This window comes from Streptomyces sp. NPDC002125, assembly GCF_053593715.1.
The window spans coordinates 209,693-225,729 of the sequence record NZ_JBSFDD010000003.1 but is presented as its reverse complement, the minus strand read 5'-3'; the positions used below and the strand labels follow the sequence as shown (position 1 = coordinate 225,729).

Here is a 16,037-nt window from a genome sequence, read left to right as displayed (position 1 = left end):
CACCGGGGGCATCACTCCGCCGGTCACCCTGCCGGTGACGCTGGATGCCACCACCGCGTCCGGGCAGATCACCGCGGTCAACGCCGGGACGGCCGCAACGTCCCCGGTGCTGCGGATCGACGGCCCCGTATCGATGCCGGCGGTCTACGCCCAGTACCAGGACTCGACGGTTCGCCAGCTCGACTACGCCGAGACGATCAACGCCGGTGAGTTCCTCGTCATCGACGTCGACTCCAAGCAGGCCATCCTCAACGGCACCGCCAGTAGGCGGCGCTACCTCTCCGCCCAGTGGCCGGTGATCCCGCCCGGCGAAGCGGTCACCTTCCAGTTTTTTGCGGACACCTACGACCCTGCCGCACTGCTGACCGTCACCTGGCGCTCGGCGTGGCTCTGACTCAAGGAGGTGGCCGCTGATGGTGGCTGTCGACCCGACATGGATCAACGGAATCTCCTACGACGGGGCCGAGCTGCGCCGCGTCCAGGCCATGGGCGTGATGAGCGACGGCACCGCCTTGGGTGCCCGCGGCGGTGTACTGCCCGGGTCCGGAGGCTTGGCGGTGTCCGTGGCCGGGACGGCCATCACCGTGGGCTCCGGTACCGCGTGGGTGTACCGGTCCGGGCAGGGCGTCTACGGGGTGTCCCTGAACTCCGGGGCCTCCGCCACGCTGAATGCCGCGCACGCCACCCTGCCGCGCATCGACCTGGTGTACCTGCGGGTCTGGGACAACTCGGTGGACGCCTCCGGGCTCAACACCGCGGACGCCGTCTACCTGCCGGGCACCGCGTCCTCCACACCAGCCGCGCCGACGCCGGCCGGGACGCAGATCTACCTGCCGCTCGCCACGATCAGCGTGCCCGCGTCCGGAGGTGGCTCTCCGTCGGTGAACAACATCGTGGCCAAGACCGTGGCGGCCGGCGGGATTCTCCCCGATCCTTCCGCCGCGGGGTACTACGTGGGCCAGTACCGCGACGACGGGACCGGACTTCAGCGCTACGACGGCACCGCGTGGGGGTACGTACAGCCGCTGGGCGTCGGCCGCGTGCTCTGGGGCCGGAAGACGGCCAATACGGCGCGGGCGAGCACCATCACGATCACCGCCGACCCGCACATGTCGCTGTCCGTGGTGCCCGGCACCTACGCGATCGACGCCATGGTCCTCTACGCCGGCGACTCCACGAACGAACTACGCCTCGGCTGGATCGCCCCCGCAGGCACCACCGGCGCATGGTGGCCCGACGCCCAAGACCCCTCGGCAGCCGGTTTCGCGGCTCTGCCCCGGTGGGGCGCGGTCACCGACATCGGCACCAGCATGCAGCAGATTGGCGCCATCGGCACCAATAACACCCTGGCCTGCCGCATCGTGGGCACAGCCACCGTCACCACGGCCGGCACCCTCGCTCTCGCCTGGGCGCAGTCGGTGTCCGGTGCGACTGCCACCACGCTGTTTGCACATTCCCACCTGCGCCTGCAGCGAGTTTCCTGATGGACAAGGCCCTTTTGGAGTCCATGGCCCGGCCGGTCGGACCGACCGCTCACCCGGTGGAGCTGGCCTGGTACGGGTGCGACCTACGGACCGGGCAGATCATCGAGGACCTGCCCAGCCTGCGCCCCACCGGCCCGCTGTCCCGTCGGCTGGGCCAGTCGACCAGTACCACCTTCGAGCTGGACCTGGGCGGGGCGCCGCGAGGCTGGCAGGAGGCCACCGATCAAGGGCGCACACTCCTGGTCGGTGTCGACATGCACACCGACCTGCCGGTATGGGCGGGCGCTGTCCTGGTGCGCGAGGGCGGCTCGTCGAACACGGTGCAGCTCGGCGCAGCGACGACCGAGGCCTACCTGGACCGCCGCTACACCGGCACCCGAGTCCTCGTTCAGGAGGACCAGGCCGCCGTGATCGGCGCCCTGATGACGTCTCCCCTCACGCAGGGGCCGCCCTTCGTCCTGGACAACCCCGACACGGGGGCGTTGATGGACTACAGCGTGCTGGACTCCGACGACCGCACCGTCCTGTCCACCCTCCAAGAGGTCATGGGCCAGGAGGGCGGCCCGGAGTGGACGATCGACGTGGAATGGGCGTCCTCCGCCCACACCGGATTCGTCCTCCCGCTTCGGGTCCGCAAGGCCATAGGCACCCAGGCGGCAGCCCCCGAGGCCGTGTTCGACTTCCCCGGGTGCGTCACCTCGTACACCCTCGCCGAGTCCTACGAGGCCGGGAAAGGCGCCACTGCCGTCCTTGCCCGCGGCGAGGGCGAGGGGGACTCCCGGCTGTCCAGTAGCTCACTGGTCGCCACCGATCTCGAGGCGGCCGGATGGCCTCGGTACGTCTACCGGTGGACCCCGGCCACTGGGATCACCGACCCCGCGCAGCTAAACGCCCACGCCGCCAGCGCTCTGGCGTTGATGGCCACCGGGGCGAAAGTCTGGACCGTCGAAGCCGTGGCGTCCCAGGCCCCGCGCCTGGGCCGGGACTGGGGGCTCGGCGACACCGTCCGCATCTGTGTGGACCATTCACCCCGCCACCCTGACGGCCTCGAGACCGTCGCCCGCGCATGGTCCTGGGAACTTGAGCCCGGAGCCGACCGGGTGCGCCCTGTACTCGTCGAGGAGGACTGAATGCCTACCGCAGGTGACCAGGTCCCTTCCGGGGCCACGGACATGGCCCGCCGACTGGTGGCGCTCGAGCGAGAAGTCCGCGAGCTGCGGGCGGCACGGCGCCTGCAGGCCGCGTCCGTAGGGTCAGGCGGGCTACGGATCGTGGACGGCGGCCGCTTCTCGATGGAAACCCCCAGCGGCCAACGCATGGTCGACATCGGGGCAATCAGCGACAGCGACTTCGACCACGGAGACGGAACGAAACAGCAAGGCATCTGGCTGCGGCGCGAAGACGGCACCGCGTTCTTCGCGTGCTACGCCTACCCGCCCAGCGGAAGCGAGTCCCAGGCCTGGACGTTCTACGACAGGGAGAAGAACAACGTCCTGGCCGAGGACACAGCCAGCGGAACCGGGCTGGCCCGCCCCTGGCTGCCGATGAACACCCCCGCCGCATCCGACAGCGCGCAGTGGCCCCGGTCAACGACGGCGGCATTCAGCACGATCAGCACCTCGTGGAACACGAAATGGCAGCCCCGCCTGCGTGTGTACGGACTGACCGCTGCCGTGGGTACGGCCACCGGCGACGTGCAACTGCTCCTCAACGGATCGGCGTGGGGGCCGACTGTCTCGATCGGCACGACCATCGACTACACCGGTGACATCCCCGGCGACATCGGCTCACTGTTCCAACTCGAGGTCCAGGCGCGCCGCGTGACCGGCACCGGCAGCGCCGCCGCACAGATCCTGATGATGTACAGCCGACAGACGTAGCACGACTAGAAACCGCCCGCCCCGAGCCGTTCCGGCCGGGGCTTCGTCATGCCTGGAGACCCATGAACCAGACCGGCTACCGCCTCGCCACCGACCTGCCAGAGCCGATGCTGCCCTGGCGCGATCGGCCCACCCGATGGGAGAACGTCTCGCCGTCAACCGGCTCGTACCGGCTGACCTCGGCCGGGGAGTACCTCTACTACCCCGACGGCGGCGCCATCGGCCACGACCATCCGGTCGGTCAGGCGCAGTTCGGGCTCGGCTGCATCGCCAGCTACCGAACCGAGACCGATGCCACCCGCCGGGCTCTGTTCCTGACCCGGGCGCGGGCGCAGGCGGAGCGGCTCATCGCTCGGCACGTCGAGGCCCGCGGCGCCTGGTGGTTCCCCTACGGCTTCGACTTCACGCACGCCGTGCACACCGGTGTCGACTACCAGGCGCCCTGGTACTCGGGCATGGCGCAGGGCGAGGTCATCTCGCTGTTCGTGCAGCTCGCCGAGCTTGACGCGGTGAGCACCGAGGACCGAGCCCGGTACATGGCGGCGGCCGAAGGGGCGCTCGCCTCGCTGCTTGTCCACGACGAGGCGGAGCCGTGGTGCGTGAACGTGGACCGCTCCGGCTTCGTGTGGATCCAGGAGTACCCGGGGGCGACGCCGGGTGCCGGTGACTACACGTACAACGGGATGATCTTCGCGATGTTCGGGCTGTACGACTACGTGCGGGCGACCGGCAGCGAGGTCGCGGCGGACCTGTACGACGCGTGCGCGACGATGATCGCCAGGTTCGTCCCGCTCCTGCGGAACCAGCGGTGGGTCTCGTACTACTGCCAGACTCACCGCATCCCAGCCCCGACGTACCACCAGCACCACATCAACCTCTTCACGCAGCTGCACCGGCAGACCGGCAGCCCGGACTTCGCCGAGGCCGTCGACCGGCTCGTCGACGATTTCCCGGCGCCCGGGGTGTCCGGCACGGTCCGCTTCGAGGCAGGCAGCCACGTCCTCTACCAGTTCGACACCGCGGCATCCGGCGCCTGGTCCTCCTCGAAGGGGGATGCTCTGCTGGAGTCGAAATCCGTGAATTTCACCCGAGGCACGTCCGCGCCTGCCTCGATGCGCCGCCGCATCCAGGGTCGCGGCATCTACTTCCTAATCAGCGCCGGGGCCTACGCCGGGTGGTGGGTCGGCGAGAACTGGTCGCGGGCGTACCTGCGCGGCATCTTCCTGCCCACGGTCTACCGTCCCGAACGGGCCCTGACCGGGCCCGGCACCCCTGTAGACGTCTACGACGTGGCCGCCGACGGCACCGTGACCAGCACCCAGGCGGTGACCATCACCACCGCCACGTGCGACCGGCGCGCCATCGTGAACGGCCGCCCCCACTTCCGGCTCAGTGGTGGGGACGAGGCCGGGTACTGGGTGCCCGCATCCGCAGTGACCGCCGACGCGGAACCCGCTGTCAGCTGACCCCACCCACCCGCCCCGCGCCTGTCGGCCCGGGGCTTCGTCATGTCTGGAGACTCGTATGGCCGCACCCATGTCCGCAGCAAGATTCCTCAAGGCCCTGCAGGACGAGGGCCTGACCGTCGTCCAGGTCGGCGACTGGCGTACCCACAACCGCAACCACAAGGGCTCATGGGGCCCCGTGCACGGGGTGATGTTCCACCACACGGTCACCACGGGATCTGCCCACACTGTCGACCTCTGCCGCCACGGACACTCCGCTCTGCCGGGCCCGCTCTGCCACGGCGTCATCACCAAGGACGGGCGAGTGCACCTCGTCGGCTACGGCCGCGCGAATCACGCGGGCCTGGGCGACGAAGAGGTCCTCCAGGCTGTCATCGACGAGCGCGCCCTGCCCGCGGACAACGAGGCGAACACCGACGGCAACCGCTCCTTCTACGGGTTCGAGTGCGAGAACCTCGGCGACGGGAAGGACCCGTGGCCGGCCGCGCAGCTGGAGGCGATCGAGCGGGTCGGGGCCGCGATCTGCCGGGCGCACGGCTGGGGTCACCGGTCGGTGATCGGTCACCTGGAGTGGCAGCCGGGGAAGATCGATCCGCGTGGCTTCACCATGGACTCGATGCGCGCCCGGATCCACGAGCGCCTGGAGGACGAGGCGCCGGAGTCCACCGCGCCCGAGCCTTCGGTGCCGTGGTACGAGCCGTTCCCCGGGGCCGCGTTCTTCCGCGCCGGCCGCCGCAGCGCGATCGTCACGGCGATGGGCAAGCGGCTGGTCGCCGAGGGCTGCGGCCGGTACAAGGTCGGCCCCGGCCCGGCCTGGTCCGAGGCTGACCGGCAGTCCTACGCCGCGTGGCAGCGCAAGTGCGGCTACTCCGGCGCCGCCGCCGACGGCATCCCCGGCAAGTCCAGCTGGGACCGGCTCAAGGTCCCCAACTCCTGAGGAGCGTCGTGTCCGTAGATCCGCCCTGTGACCCGCAGGTCGCCCACCGGCTGTTTCAACCCGTCGCACGGGACGTGATCCGCCAGTACCTCGAATCCCGTACGCCCGCCCCCGAGATCCCGGAGACGTTCCGGGGCCCGAACTACCAGGAGAAGGAATCCTCATGAAGATCCCTGCCATGGCCAAGTCGCTCGTCGCCGGCGTCGCGGCCGGAGCGACCGCCGCTGTCACCGCCGTACAGGACCAGGTCCTCACGACCGGCGAGACGGTCACGATCGTGCTCGCCGTGCTCGGCGCCTGGGGCATCACCTACGCCGTACCCAACCGGCCCGCCCAGGACGACCTCATGACCACCACGTACCGCGGACCGTCGGGCACCTGACCCAACTCGTCCTGGTGAGCTCGGCCGGGGTGTGACCGCCCCATGTACAGGAGGTAGCACGTGGACGCTGCGACGCTCGGCGCCGTCGGAACGATCGTCGTCGGGCTCGCAGCAGCCGCGGCCGCACTGATCGGCCAGCGCAGTAATGCGAGGGCCTCGCACCAGGGTGCGGTGATGACCGGGTACGGCGGCCTCGTCAACGAGCTCCAGGAGGAGCGCGCCGAGATGCGGGCCGAACTCACGGCGGCCTACGCCGAGCTCGCGAAAGAGCGGGCGGACCACGCGGCGCTCCAGCTGCGCGTCGCGCAGCTGGAGGCCGGCATCGCCGACCGTGACCGACAGATCGCCGCCCTGGGAGGGCCGACACCGTGACGACCCACACCGAGCCGCGACACCGCGCCGCGGGACTTCTGGCCAGGCGCTGGCGGGCGCTGGCCGTGGCAGCTGTGCTGGCCATCCTGGCGGGGGCGATCGTCCTGGTGTGGCTGCGGATCGAGGCCGAGGCGGACCGCACGCTGCAGGTGGCGGCCGAGGCCGACCGGCGTGGAGCCGCAGTGTCCACCCTCGCGGGCGACGTGCGGACGTTGCGCGCGCAGATCCAGGCCGAGGGCGGTACCCCGGCCGCTCCGGACCCGGCCGCGGCCGTGGACGATCTGCCGGACCGTGTCGAGGTGCCGGTGCCGATACCCGGCCCGGCAGGTCCTCGAGGACCGGCTGGGCAGGATGGGGAGACTGGCCCGCCCGGTCCTGCGGTGACCGGGCCTCCCGGTGCGACCGGGGAGCAGGGTGCGCCGGGTCCAGCGGTGACCGGTCCTGCAGGAGCGGACGGGAAAGACGGGATCGATGGGGCGGACGGCAAGGACGGGGCAGAGGGCCCTCGAGGTCCTGCCGGGCCTGCCGGCCCGTCATGCCCGGACGGGTACACGTTGCAGCCACCACCGGGGGACCCGGACGGCCTCATGTGCCGGCGGACCGACGCCCCACCACCCACCTCCCCCGGCCCTGCCACGCCGACCTCGTCCCCGGCCGCGCTCGTGCCCGAGCGCCGACGCCCGTGACTCACGCCCCCTGCCTGCCCCTTCACCGGGGCCGGGCAGGGGGCGCTTTCGTGCGTCCAGGACTCCCCTCTACGATCACCGCATGATTCGTGCGGTGGTGTTCGACGTAGGCGAGTGTCTGGTAGACGAGACCAGGGAGTACGGCACCTGGGCCGACTGGCTCGGCGTGCCCCGGCACACCTTCGCCGCCATGTTCGGAGCGGTCATCGCCCAGGGCCGTGACTACAGAGATGTGTTCCAGGAGTTCCAGCCGGGCTTCGACCTGTACGCCGAGCGCGAGGCGCGTGCAGCTGCAGGGAAGCCGGAGACGTTCGGCGAGGAGGACCTGTACCCCGAGGTCCGCGACTCGCTGAAGGCCTTGCGGGCGGATGGGCTCTGGCTCGGCATCGCCGGCAATCAGACCGTACGCGCGGGAAAGATCTTGCGGGAGCTCTTCACGCAGGACGTGGACCTGATCGGCACATCCGACGACTGGGGCGCGAGCAAGCCTGATCGGGCATTCTTCGATCGGGTCGCCGAGGTCGTCCCGGCCGAGCCCGCCGAGATCCTGTACGTCGGCGACCGTGTCGACAACGATCTGCGTCCGGCGGGCTCGGCCGGGATGCAGACCGCCCTCGTGCGCCGGGGCCCATGGGCGACGATCCAGTGGAACAGTGATGAGGCGCGGGAGCTTCCCACGTTCCGGGTTGAGAGCCTCCTCGAGCTGTCGCCGCTGATCCAGGAGTTCAACGGGCGAGTGCGCTGACGGTAGTTGCCCAGCCGTACAGCCGCTCGTCGAGGGCGCGCACGCACGGCTCGCGCTGGTGCGGTGCCAGGGCCCGGCGGACCTCGCGGATACGGTCCATGCCGGTGGCGTACCAGGTGCGCTCGAGCTGGTCGAGGGCACTGAGCGCGTGCTCGCATGCGGCCTCGGGTGACCCGGCCGCGGCCTCGACTGCGGCAAGGTCGCCGAGGACCACAGAGCGCTGTTTCTCCTCGTCCGCGGGCAGCGCCTCGAGAACTGCTGTCAGGGTGGTGCGCGCCTGCGGCAGGTGGCCGGCGCGGAGCTCGGTGTCACCCCGGAATGCCTGCAGCCGTACAGAGCTGAACCAGTCCAGCCACTCGGGCGCCTGCTCCTGGTCGACGTCGTCGGCCAGGAGGTCCTCGGCGTGGCTGATGAGGTGGAGCGCGGTCCGCGTGTTCCCGGCGCGCGTCTCGCACTCGGCCTCCACCGCGTCCAGCCATGCAAGCAGGATGGCGGGTGCGGAGCCGCGGCGTGCGTACGTGCGGGCGGCGACGAGTCGCTGCACGGCGTCGTCCCGGCGGCCGTCCCATGCCGGGATGAACGCGGTGTGCGCGAGGACAGCAGCACCGAGCAGTTGGTCATCCGCCTCACCCGCAGCTTGCAGGGCGCGCAGCAGGGTGGCTGCAGCGCGCTCCGGCTCCTGCAAGTCGAAGAACTCCACCCTGCCCGCGAGCAGCCAGCTCTCTGCGAGAGCCGAGGCGACTGATGCGCGGGTCTGCCCGGCGGTCTCCGGGAGGAGGGCGCAGCCGAGCGCCGCGTGAGCGAGGACGGCCGGGTGCAGGGTGGCTGGTGCGACGCTCCAGTACAGGCGGCGGTGTGCGCGGGTCACTGCTTCGTAGTCGGTGGCCACGGTGGCCGGTTGAAGCGCGGCGGTCGCTTGGGCGGGGACGGCGGCGAGAACGCCGGGCGCGGATGCCCTCTGCAGACGCCGTGGTTCGGGGGCCCTGTCTCGGCCAGAGGGGGCGCGGAAACCCAGCGCTTCCATGGACTGTCCGAGCGTGCGGGTGAGGCGCTCCTGCAGGTCGGGGTGTGGCCAGGGCGGGGCCTCCGACTCCCAGCGCCGTACCTGTCGGACGCCGACGTCCAGCGCGGTGGCCAGAGCCTGCTGAGAGTTGTACCCGGCGGCCAGGCGAGCCGCCCTCAATCGCGTGTTGCTGGCCGGTTGCGGCACGGCGTACCTCCGTGATGGGCAGTCAAGCAAGTGTGGCAGTGGGCCCTTAGCTAGGCCAGTCATCACCTGTTCGGGCGCATGAAAGTCCGCATCGCTCACAGCAAAAGTCCTCTGCAAGTCCTCGTGTACAGCTCGCTGTGGGGCCAGTCTGTACAGACCCGATCCCAGCGGCGTCTGCCGAGGAGATGATGCCTGTGCCCCCGAGCATTCGCACGATCAAGGCCTGCAGAGTGGAGGCGGCGGGCGGCGCGTGGGATGCGGTCCGTGTTCCTCGCAGTGCCGGCCTTGACGCGCTTGCCATCCTCGGTCACCGGTCCGGAGCCGTTCTTGAGGATCCGACGGCGCCCGCGCCTGCGCTCTACTTCTTCATCCCGCGTGGGGCTGCGGCTGACTGGGATGTCGATGGCACCCGGGTTCTGGGGGAGGACGACCATGTCGTCGTTCCACCGGACCGGCGCACGCAGGGGCCGGGTCCGCGCTGGCGCGTCTGCCCCGGCCCGGGCGCCTGGATCACGGACCCGTCGGCGTTACAGGCTGCGCTCGAGGATGCCGTCTCGCCTCGCGTAGGAGTGAACGGATGAGCGAGGTACCCGTGGCACCTGCACCCGTACTTGGCGGGGCCGGATACGCCGAATACGTCGTGCACACCCTGTCCTGCCGCACGTGCTGGGTCGACAAGAAGCAGTGCCCCACCGCCGCCGAGCTCGACCCGTGGCGGAAGGTCCAGCGATGAGCGCGACACCGCCGACGCCGCAGCCTGAGCAGCCGCAGGCCGAGAAGCCCCGCCGGCACGTGCGCCGCCGGGCGGAGCAGGACCCGGTGCTCGACGACCTCGTGTGGCTCCAGGAGACGCGCACGGAACGTCTGGCCGACCAGCGGCGCAACCGATGAGACCCCCCGCCTGCGGCCCGCGCCGATCGCGCCGATCCGGGCCGCAGGCGGGGTCACCACCGAACCAGGTCTGCGACGGTGACGTGCAGGGCCTCGGCGAGCAGCGCGAGGTCGCTGTACTTCGGGTCGCTCGTGCCGCGCTCGATTCGCTGCAGCGTGCGCCGGTCGATGCCGGTCATCTCTGCAAGCCGCTCTTGCGTCGCAGGTAGGCCCTTGCGTAGGGCCCGGATGCGGTCCCCGAGATCCCTCCGCTGCTGGTGGATCCGGTCGGGGAGGTCACGGGGCACTCGACAACCGTCTGACCTGCGTGATTTCGTGTCAGCGTCACGCCTGACGCTTTTTGGCCACCGTGAGGGTAATTCGTTCACACGTTCGAGTGAAGCTACGATTCAATCTTGAGCAGTGGCATGAGGCGTGGTGAGCTGACTCCAGAGTCAGCAAGGCGGCGCCGACCAGGAGAGCAGATGTGATCGGGGACCCGGGCGCATGGACACCTGACGCGATCCTGGCGGCCTACGAATGGCTCTGTACCGGGACGTGCTTCCGCTGTCAGGACGATGGCCGAGCCGTGGTGCTCATCGCCACGGTGCGGTCGACGGAGTTCCTGATGTGCGGCAGCTGCATCCTCCGTGAGGAGGAACGGCGCCGGGCTCGGGCCCTGAGCGTGGGTCGGCCCTACGTCGCCGGCCGAATCGGTCAGGCTCCGACGGGGTGAAGTGGGGAGAATCCTGGGAGATGATCAAGCTCGGTATTCTCCCGCAGGCCTCCTGAGACCTGCGCAAACCGAAGGCGCCCCCGGTACGCGCTGTGCGCCGGGGGCGCCTTCGGCTGTGTGTCAGTGATCCGTGAAGCGGATAACGTCGCAGGTCAGAGAGCTATGCTTCAGCGCTCGACGTCGCCGGCGATGAACTTCTCGACGTTCTCGCGGGCCTCGTCGTCGAAGTACTGGACCGGCGGGGACTTCATGAAGTACGAGGAAGCCGAGAGGATCGGGCCACCGATGCCGCGGTCCTTGGCGATCTTCGCGGCGCGCACAGCGTCGATGATGACGCCGGCGGAGTTCGGGGAGTCCCAGACCTCGAGCTTGTACTCCAGGTTCAGCGGAACGTCACCAAAGGCGCGGCCCTCGAGGCGCACGTACGCCCACTTGCGGTCGTCCAGCCAGGCCACGTAGTCCGAGGGGCCGATGTGGACGTTGTCCGCACCGAGCTCACGGTCACGGATCTGCGAGGTGACGGCCTGCGTCTTCGAGATCTTCTTGGACTCCAGGCGCTCACGCTCGAGCATGTTCTTGAAGTCCATGTTGCCGCCGACGTTCAGCTGCATCGTGCGGTCCAGGATGACACCCCGGTCCTCGAAGAGCTTCGCCATCACGCGGTGCGTGATGGTGGCGCCGACCTGGGACTTGATGTCGTCGCCGACGATCGGGACACCGGCCTCGGTGAACTTGTCCGCCCACTCCTTGGTGCCGGCGATGAAGACCGGGAGGGCGTTGACGAACGCGACCTTGGCGTCGATGGCGCACTGCGCGTAGAACTTCGCAGCCACCTCGGAACCGACGGGGAGGTAGCAGACGAGGACGTCGACCTGCTTGTCCTTGAGGATCTGGACGATGTCGACGGGGGCCTCGGCGGACTCCTCGATCGTCTCGCGGTAGTACTTGCCCAAGCCGTCGTGGGTGTGACCGCGCTGAACGGTCACGCCCGTGTTCGGCACGTCGGCGATCTTGATGGTGTTGTTCTCGCTGGCGCCGATGGCGTCGGCGAGGTCGAGGCCGACCTTCTTCGCGTCGACGTCGAAGGCGGCGACGAACTCGACGTCGCTCACGTGGTAATCGCCGAACTGGACGTGCATCAGACCGGGCACCTTGCCGGCCGGATCGGCGTCCTTGTAGTACTCGACGCCCTGCACCAGTGAGGCGGCGCAGTTGCCCACGCCGACGATGGCTACGCGAACCGAACCCATGCCGATTGCTCCCTGTGTGTTCTCGGTGTTCCCCGACGGCGCCTTGCGGCTCCTCGGAGGTTTCACTTGGTGTCGTCGGGCGGATCCGGCCGGGTGTTGTCCCGGTGCCGGGGCAGGCCGCCCGTCGCTCCTGTTGTGTCCTGTTGAGGGGAGCTCTCGGGCGAGGATCGTCGCTGATCCCGTCCCGAACGCTCACTCTCGATGAGCTCGTTCAGCCAGCGCACTTCGCGCTCCACGGACTCCATGCCGTGTCGCTGCAGCTCAAGCGTGTAGTCGTCGAGTCGTTCACGGGTGCGGGCGAGAGAGGCGCGCATCTTCTCGAGGCGCTCCTCCAGCCTGCTGCGGCGGCCTTCGAGCACGCGCATCCGCACATCGCGCTCCGTCTGCCCGAAGAAGGCGAAGCGAGCGGCGAAGTGCTCGTCCTCCCAGGCGTCGGGGCCGGTGTGCGAGAGCAGCTCCTCGAAGTGCTCCTTACCTTCAGCCGTCAACCGGTAGACGATCTTGGCGCGACGCCCGGCCAGCGAGGACGCGGGGGCGACCCCGCGGCTCGTCGCCGGCGGCGACGCCGGAACGCTCCCCGGCTCCTCGATCAACCAGCCGCTGGCGACCAGCGTCTTGAGGCAGGGGTAGAGGGTGCCGTAACTGAAGGCGCGGAAGATGCCCAGCGATGTGTTGAGGCGCTTGCGCAGCTCATATCCGTGCATCGGGGACTCGCGGAGCAGGCCGAGTACGGCGAATTCGAGGATGCCGGAGCGTCTGCTCACCTTCGCCTCCTCCTTCGCCTGGTGCTTCCGCGGGGCCGCTGGACCCACCTTATGCCGTGCTGATGTATCGACTCGATACATCAGCACGATAGATCGGCCCGTGATGTTCGACAAGGGCGCGGTTCGTGAGCGGCGTCACATCAAAGGATTCATAGGGAGCGACTTGCGTTGTTTGGGGTGAAGTTCGGTCTCCGGAGGTTTTTGACCGTGCGTAGTCTGTGCGGCATGCAGACCACCGGGAACCGTGAGACGCCGCCGAGCGTCAGTTATCGCGGACTGCCGGATGTACTGCGGGTGAGCCTTCCGCAGGGCTTGTCCGTAATTCGGGGGGACCGGATCTCAACTGCCGCTTCCAGGCGCTCTCGCCTGCCCGAGGAGTAGTCGTTCGATGAGCGAGCACCGTCGCAAAGCGCCGCAACCGCAAGGTGGCGGGCGTGCAGCGGCCAGACGAGCCGCCCAACAGCCTGCTGGACGTCGCACCGATTCGTCACGCAGAGCAACACAGTCATCACCTTCCGGCGCATACGGCGATGAGCCGTCGTACGGAGGCCGTGCCGAGGCCCGCCGCGCCGCCCAGCGCGGTGGAGGCGGAGGCGGAGGCGGAGGAAGGCGGCGGGGAGGCGGCGACGGCGCAGGCCATGAGGGCCGCGGCCGGGGCCGCGGGGACTCCGGCAAGAAGCGCATCATCGACTACCCGCGGGCCGGCAAGTACGGCGCCCGCCGCTGGGTGCCCTCGTGGAAGCTGGTCTCCGGCCTCTGCCTGGGCTTCCTGGGTCTCATGATGGGCGCCGCCGGCATCGCGTACGCCCTGGTGACGACGCCCGAGGTCAACGACCTCGCCAAGGCCCAGAACAACGTCTACTACTGGGCCGACGGCACCCAGATGGTCGCCACCGGCGGGTCCGTCAACCGCCAGGAGATCGAGTACGCCCAGATCCCCGTGGCGATGCGGAACGCCGTCATCTCCGCCGAGAACAAGTCGTTCGAGACCGACCGGGGCATCGACCCCATGGGTATCGCACGCGCCGTCTGGAACATGGCCAAGGGCGGCGAGACCCAGGGTGGTTCGACGATCACCCAGCAGTACGTGAAGAACTCCCGCCTGACCCAGGACCAGACCCTGAGTCGGAAGTTCAAGGAACTCTTCATCACGCTCAAGGTCGGCGAGACCGTGGGCAAGAACGAGGTCATGGCCGGGTACCTCAACGTCTCCTACTACGGACGCGGTGCTTCCGGACTTCAGGCCGCGGCGCGTACGTACTACGACAAGGACGCCCAAGAGCTGAACGCGAGCGAGTGCGCCTTCCTGGCGACGCTGCTCAAGGGCGCGAGCTACTACGACCCCGCGGGTGCTCCCGACGTCGACCCGGTGCAGGCCACGAAGGAGAAGAACACCAAGCGTGCGAAGGCGCGCTGGAAGTGGATCCTCGACGAGGAGGTCAAGGACGGCCGGCTGAGCGCTGCGGAGCGCGCCAAGTTCAAGACCTTCCCGATGCCCAAGCCCAAGAAGGCGGACGCCAAGCTGGGCGGCCAGACCGGTTACCTGGTCGACCTCGCCACGAAGTACTTCCTGGCGCACAACACGGACAACATCACCGAGAAGGAACTGGCCCTCGGCGGCTACGAGATCCACACGACCTTCGACAAGAACAAGGTCAAGCAGCTCGAGCAGTCGGTCGAGAAGGTCTACAAGGCCAAGATCGACCCGGAGAAGCGCCCCGACCTGGACTCGCACGTCGAATTCGGCGGCGCGTCGGTGGACACAGAGACGGGCGCGATCGTCGCCACGTACGGCGGCCAGGACGCGACGCAGCACTACACCAACAACGCCGACGCGACCGGCGCGCAGGTCGGTTCGACGTTCAAGCCGTTCGTGCTGGCGGCCGCCATGCAGTACGGGAAGCGCAACCCCGCCGGCGGCGAGACGCAGAGTGAGTCGGAGCGCACCCTCGTCTCACCGAAGAGCGTCTACAACGGCGACAACAAGCTGCAGATCAAGAAGTACAACGGCGAGATCTGGCGCGACAAGGACCAGAACGACTGGCTCCAGACCAACGACGGCCAGCACGACTACGGACCGATCACCCTGCGCTACGCCATGCAGGAGTCCGCGAACTCCCCGTACGTCCAGCTCGGCATGGACGTCGGCACCGACAAGGTGAAGCAGGCCGCCCTCGACGCGGGACTGCGCGACGACCAGTACCTGGCGGACTCGAACTATCCCTCGTTCTCCATCGGTACCTCCTCGCCGAGTGCCATCCGGATGGCGGGCGCGTACGCCACCTTCGCCACGAGCGGCAAGCAGCGCGAGCCCTTCTCGGTCACCGAGGTGAAGCACGAGGGCACGGTCATCTACCAGCACAAGACGGTGACCAAGCCCGCGTTCTCGAGCGCGATCGCGGACAACGTCACCGACGTGCTGAAGAACGTCGTCGAGAACGGGACGGGTACGCCGGCCCAGCTGGAGGGGCGTGACGTGGCCGGCAAGACCGGTACCACCGACGGCAACAAGTCGGCCTGGTTCGTCGGCTATACCCCGCAGCTGTCCACGGCCGTCAGCATGTTCCGGCTGGACGACGACGAGACGAAGAAGAACCGCGAGTTCCTGGAGATGTTCGGGACGGGTGGCGAGGAGAAGATCCACGGTGCCTCGTTCCCCGCGCAGATCTGGCATGACTACATGGCCGAAGCGGTGAAGGGCACGAAGGTCAAGGCATTCCCCAAGCCCGAACCCCTCGGCGACCTGGTCTACGGAGGCGGCGCGCCCAGCCCCAGCCCGACTCCCAGCCCGACGCCTTCGCCGTCGGTGTCCAGCGAGATGCCCACGACGCCTCCGCCCACCCCGTCCTCCCCGACCCCCTCGCCGAGCGAGACGTGTGCACCTCTCGACTGGGAGTGCAAGAACAACCAGAACGGCGGGACGACCGAGGGGTCCACGGAAGGGGACACCGAGGGGACCACGGAAGGAACCACCGAGGGGACCACGGAGGGGACCACCGAGGGGACGACCGAGGGGACGACGGACGGCACGTCGAACGGCAACGGCAACGGCAACGGCAACGGCAACGGCGGGTTCCTCGGCGGCGGCGGATAGCGCCACCGGGGGTGGTGGCCGGCGCCACCACCCTCCGGGAACCCCGTAAGGGCCCCGGACACGCACGACGAGGGCCGTCGGCACCTGCCAGGTGCCGACGGCCCTCTCGTGTGTCCGTACGTGGCCCACGCCCGCACACAGCGCCGTACGGCAGGATGTGC

At 69.2% G+C, this 16,037-nt stretch carries 17 protein-coding genes; 13 read left to right on the top strand and 4 right to left on the bottom strand.

What is annotated here, in order from left to right; translation table 11 throughout:
• From ACWCQM_RS06850 to ACWCQM_RS06805, 10 genes are all read left to right on the top strand, one after another.
• The coding region (locus tag ACWCQM_RS06850) for a phage distal tail protein (RefSeq protein ID WP_450914246.1) at window positions 1-394 on the top strand (394 nt) is incomplete at its 5' end.
• 19 nt (window positions 395-413) lie between these two features.
• Window positions 414-1,484, top strand: coding sequence for a hypothetical protein (locus tag ACWCQM_RS06845; RefSeq protein ID WP_450914245.1), 1,071 nt, complete (start codon window positions 414-416; stop codon window positions 1,482-1,484).
• Complete coding sequence (locus tag ACWCQM_RS06840) at window positions 1,484-2,614, top strand: hypothetical protein (RefSeq protein WP_450914244.1); 1,131 nt, start codon at window positions 1,484-1,486, stop codon at window positions 2,612-2,614. The genes ACWCQM_RS06845 and ACWCQM_RS06840 overlap by 1 nt, the downstream gene beginning before the upstream one ends.
• Window positions 2,615-3,364 (top strand): hypothetical protein, encoded by a 750-nt coding sequence (locus ACWCQM_RS06835; RefSeq protein ID WP_450914243.1) that lies wholly within the window; start codon window positions 2,615-2,617, stop codon window positions 3,362-3,364.
• 62 nt (window positions 3,365-3,426) lie between these two features.
• Window positions 3,427-4,830, top strand: coding sequence for a D-glucuronyl C5-epimerase family protein (locus ACWCQM_RS06830; RefSeq protein WP_450914242.1), 1,404 nt, complete (start codon window positions 3,427-3,429; stop codon window positions 4,828-4,830).
• Window positions 4,831-4,888: 58 nt separating this feature from the next.
• Window positions 4,889-5,767, top strand: a complete 879-nt coding sequence (locus ACWCQM_RS06825) for a peptidoglycan-binding protein (protein ID WP_450914241.1) — start codon at window positions 4,889-4,891, stop codon at window positions 5,765-5,767.
• Window positions 5,768-5,775: 8 nt separating this feature from the next.
• Window positions 5,776-5,934, top strand: coding sequence for a hypothetical protein (locus tag ACWCQM_RS06820; protein WP_450914240.1), 159 nt, complete (start codon window positions 5,776-5,778; stop codon window positions 5,932-5,934).
• A complete protein-coding gene (locus ACWCQM_RS06815; RefSeq protein WP_450914239.1) occupies window positions 5,931-6,149 on the top strand; it encodes a hypothetical protein in 219 nt (72 codons plus the stop codon). Before ACWCQM_RS06820 ends, ACWCQM_RS06815 begins: the two co-directional genes overlap by 4 nt.
• Window positions 6,150-6,209: 60 nt before the next feature.
• Window positions 6,210-6,521, top strand: a complete 312-nt coding sequence (locus ACWCQM_RS06810; RefSeq protein WP_450914238.1) for a hypothetical protein — start codon at window positions 6,210-6,212, stop codon at window positions 6,519-6,521.
• Between the two features lie 768 nt (window positions 6,522-7,289).
• A complete protein-coding gene (locus ACWCQM_RS06805) occupies window positions 7,290-7,952 on the top strand; it encodes an HAD family hydrolase (protein ID WP_450914237.1) in 663 nt (220 codons plus the stop codon).
• Here ACWCQM_RS06805 and ACWCQM_RS06800 read toward each other — a convergent pair.
• Window positions 7,933-9,162, bottom strand: coding sequence for a transcriptional regulator (locus tag ACWCQM_RS06800; protein WP_450914236.1), 1,230 nt, complete (start codon window positions 9,160-9,162; stop codon window positions 7,933-7,935). The two genes, ACWCQM_RS06805 and ACWCQM_RS06800, sit on opposite strands and share 20 nt — an antisense overlap.
• A 577-nt stretch (window positions 9,163-9,739) precedes the next feature.
• On the opposite strand from ACWCQM_RS06800, the gene ACWCQM_RS06795 reads away from it, so the two are divergent.
• Window positions 9,740-9,895, top strand: coding sequence for a hypothetical protein (locus tag ACWCQM_RS06795; RefSeq protein ID WP_450914235.1), 156 nt, complete (start codon window positions 9,740-9,742; stop codon window positions 9,893-9,895).
• A complete protein-coding gene (locus tag ACWCQM_RS06790) occupies window positions 9,892-10,053 on the top strand; it encodes a hypothetical protein (RefSeq protein WP_450914234.1) in 162 nt (53 codons plus the stop codon). Before ACWCQM_RS06795 ends, ACWCQM_RS06790 begins: the two co-directional genes overlap by 4 nt.
• 53 nt (window positions 10,054-10,106) lie before the next feature.
• On the opposite strand, the gene ACWCQM_RS06785 is transcribed toward ACWCQM_RS06790, so the two are convergent.
• The 3 genes from ACWCQM_RS06785 to ACWCQM_RS06775 all read right to left on the bottom strand — a co-directional run bounded on the left by ACWCQM_RS06785 (window position 10,107) and on the right by ACWCQM_RS06775 (window position 12,782).
• Window positions 10,107-10,340, bottom strand: a complete 234-nt coding sequence (locus tag ACWCQM_RS06785) for a helix-turn-helix domain-containing protein (RefSeq protein WP_450914233.1) — start codon at window positions 10,338-10,340, stop codon at window positions 10,107-10,109.
• A 595-nt stretch (window positions 10,341-10,935) separates the two neighbouring features.
• Complete coding sequence (locus ACWCQM_RS06780; RefSeq protein WP_267074705.1) at window positions 10,936-12,018, bottom strand: inositol-3-phosphate synthase; 1,083 nt, start codon at window positions 12,016-12,018, stop codon at window positions 10,936-10,938.
• Window positions 12,019-12,080: 62 nt separating this feature from the next.
• Window positions 12,081-12,782 (bottom strand): helix-turn-helix transcriptional regulator, encoded by a 702-nt coding sequence (locus ACWCQM_RS06775; RefSeq protein ID WP_450914232.1) that lies wholly within the window; start codon window positions 12,780-12,782, stop codon window positions 12,081-12,083.
• 388 nt (window positions 12,783-13,170) lie between these two features.
• On the opposite strand from ACWCQM_RS06775, the gene ACWCQM_RS06770 reads away from it, so the two are divergent.
• Window positions 13,171-15,876 (top strand): transglycosylase domain-containing protein, encoded by a 2,706-nt coding sequence (locus ACWCQM_RS06770; RefSeq protein ID WP_450914231.1) that lies wholly within the window; start codon window positions 13,171-13,173, stop codon window positions 15,874-15,876.
• The last annotated feature ends 161 nt before the right edge of the window (window positions 15,877-16,037 follow it).

Bases quoted from the DNA above. Each gene is read 5' to 3' on its own strand.
- ACWCQM_RS06840 (WP_450914244.1), top strand. From the start codon at position 1,484: ATGGACAAGGCCCTTTTGGAGTCCATGGCCCGGCCGGTCGGACCGACC.
- ACWCQM_RS06830 (WP_450914242.1), top strand. From the start codon at position 3,427: ATGAACCAGACCGGCTACCGCCTCGCCACCGACCTGCCAGAGCCGATG.
- ACWCQM_RS06780 (WP_267074705.1), bottom strand. From the start codon at position 12,018: ATGGGTTCGGTTCGCGTAGCCATCGTCGGCGTGGGCAACTGCGCCGCC.
- ACWCQM_RS06790 (WP_450914234.1), top strand. From the start codon at position 9,892: ATGAGCGCGACACCGCCGACGCCGCAGCCTGAGCAGCCGCAGGCCGAG.
- ACWCQM_RS06805 (WP_450914237.1), top strand. From the start codon at position 7,290: ATGATTCGTGCGGTGGTGTTCGACGTAGGCGAGTGTCTGGTAGACGAG.
- ACWCQM_RS06825 (WP_450914241.1), top strand. From the start codon at position 4,889: ATGGCCGCACCCATGTCCGCAGCAAGATTCCTCAAGGCCCTGCAGGAC.
- ACWCQM_RS06845 (WP_450914245.1), top strand. From the start codon at position 414: ATGGTGGCTGTCGACCCGACATGGATCAACGGAATCTCCTACGACGGG.
- ACWCQM_RS06835 (WP_450914243.1), top strand. From the start codon at position 2,615: ATGCCTACCGCAGGTGACCAGGTCCCTTCCGGGGCCACGGACATGGCC.
- ACWCQM_RS06795 (WP_450914235.1), top strand. From the start codon at position 9,740: ATGAGCGAGGTACCCGTGGCACCTGCACCCGTACTTGGCGGGGCCGGA.
- ACWCQM_RS06770 (WP_450914231.1), top strand. From the start codon at position 13,171: ATGAGCGAGCACCGTCGCAAAGCGCCGCAACCGCAAGGTGGCGGGCGT.
- ACWCQM_RS06815 (WP_450914239.1), top strand. From the start codon at position 5,931: ATGAAGATCCCTGCCATGGCCAAGTCGCTCGTCGCCGGCGTCGCGGCC.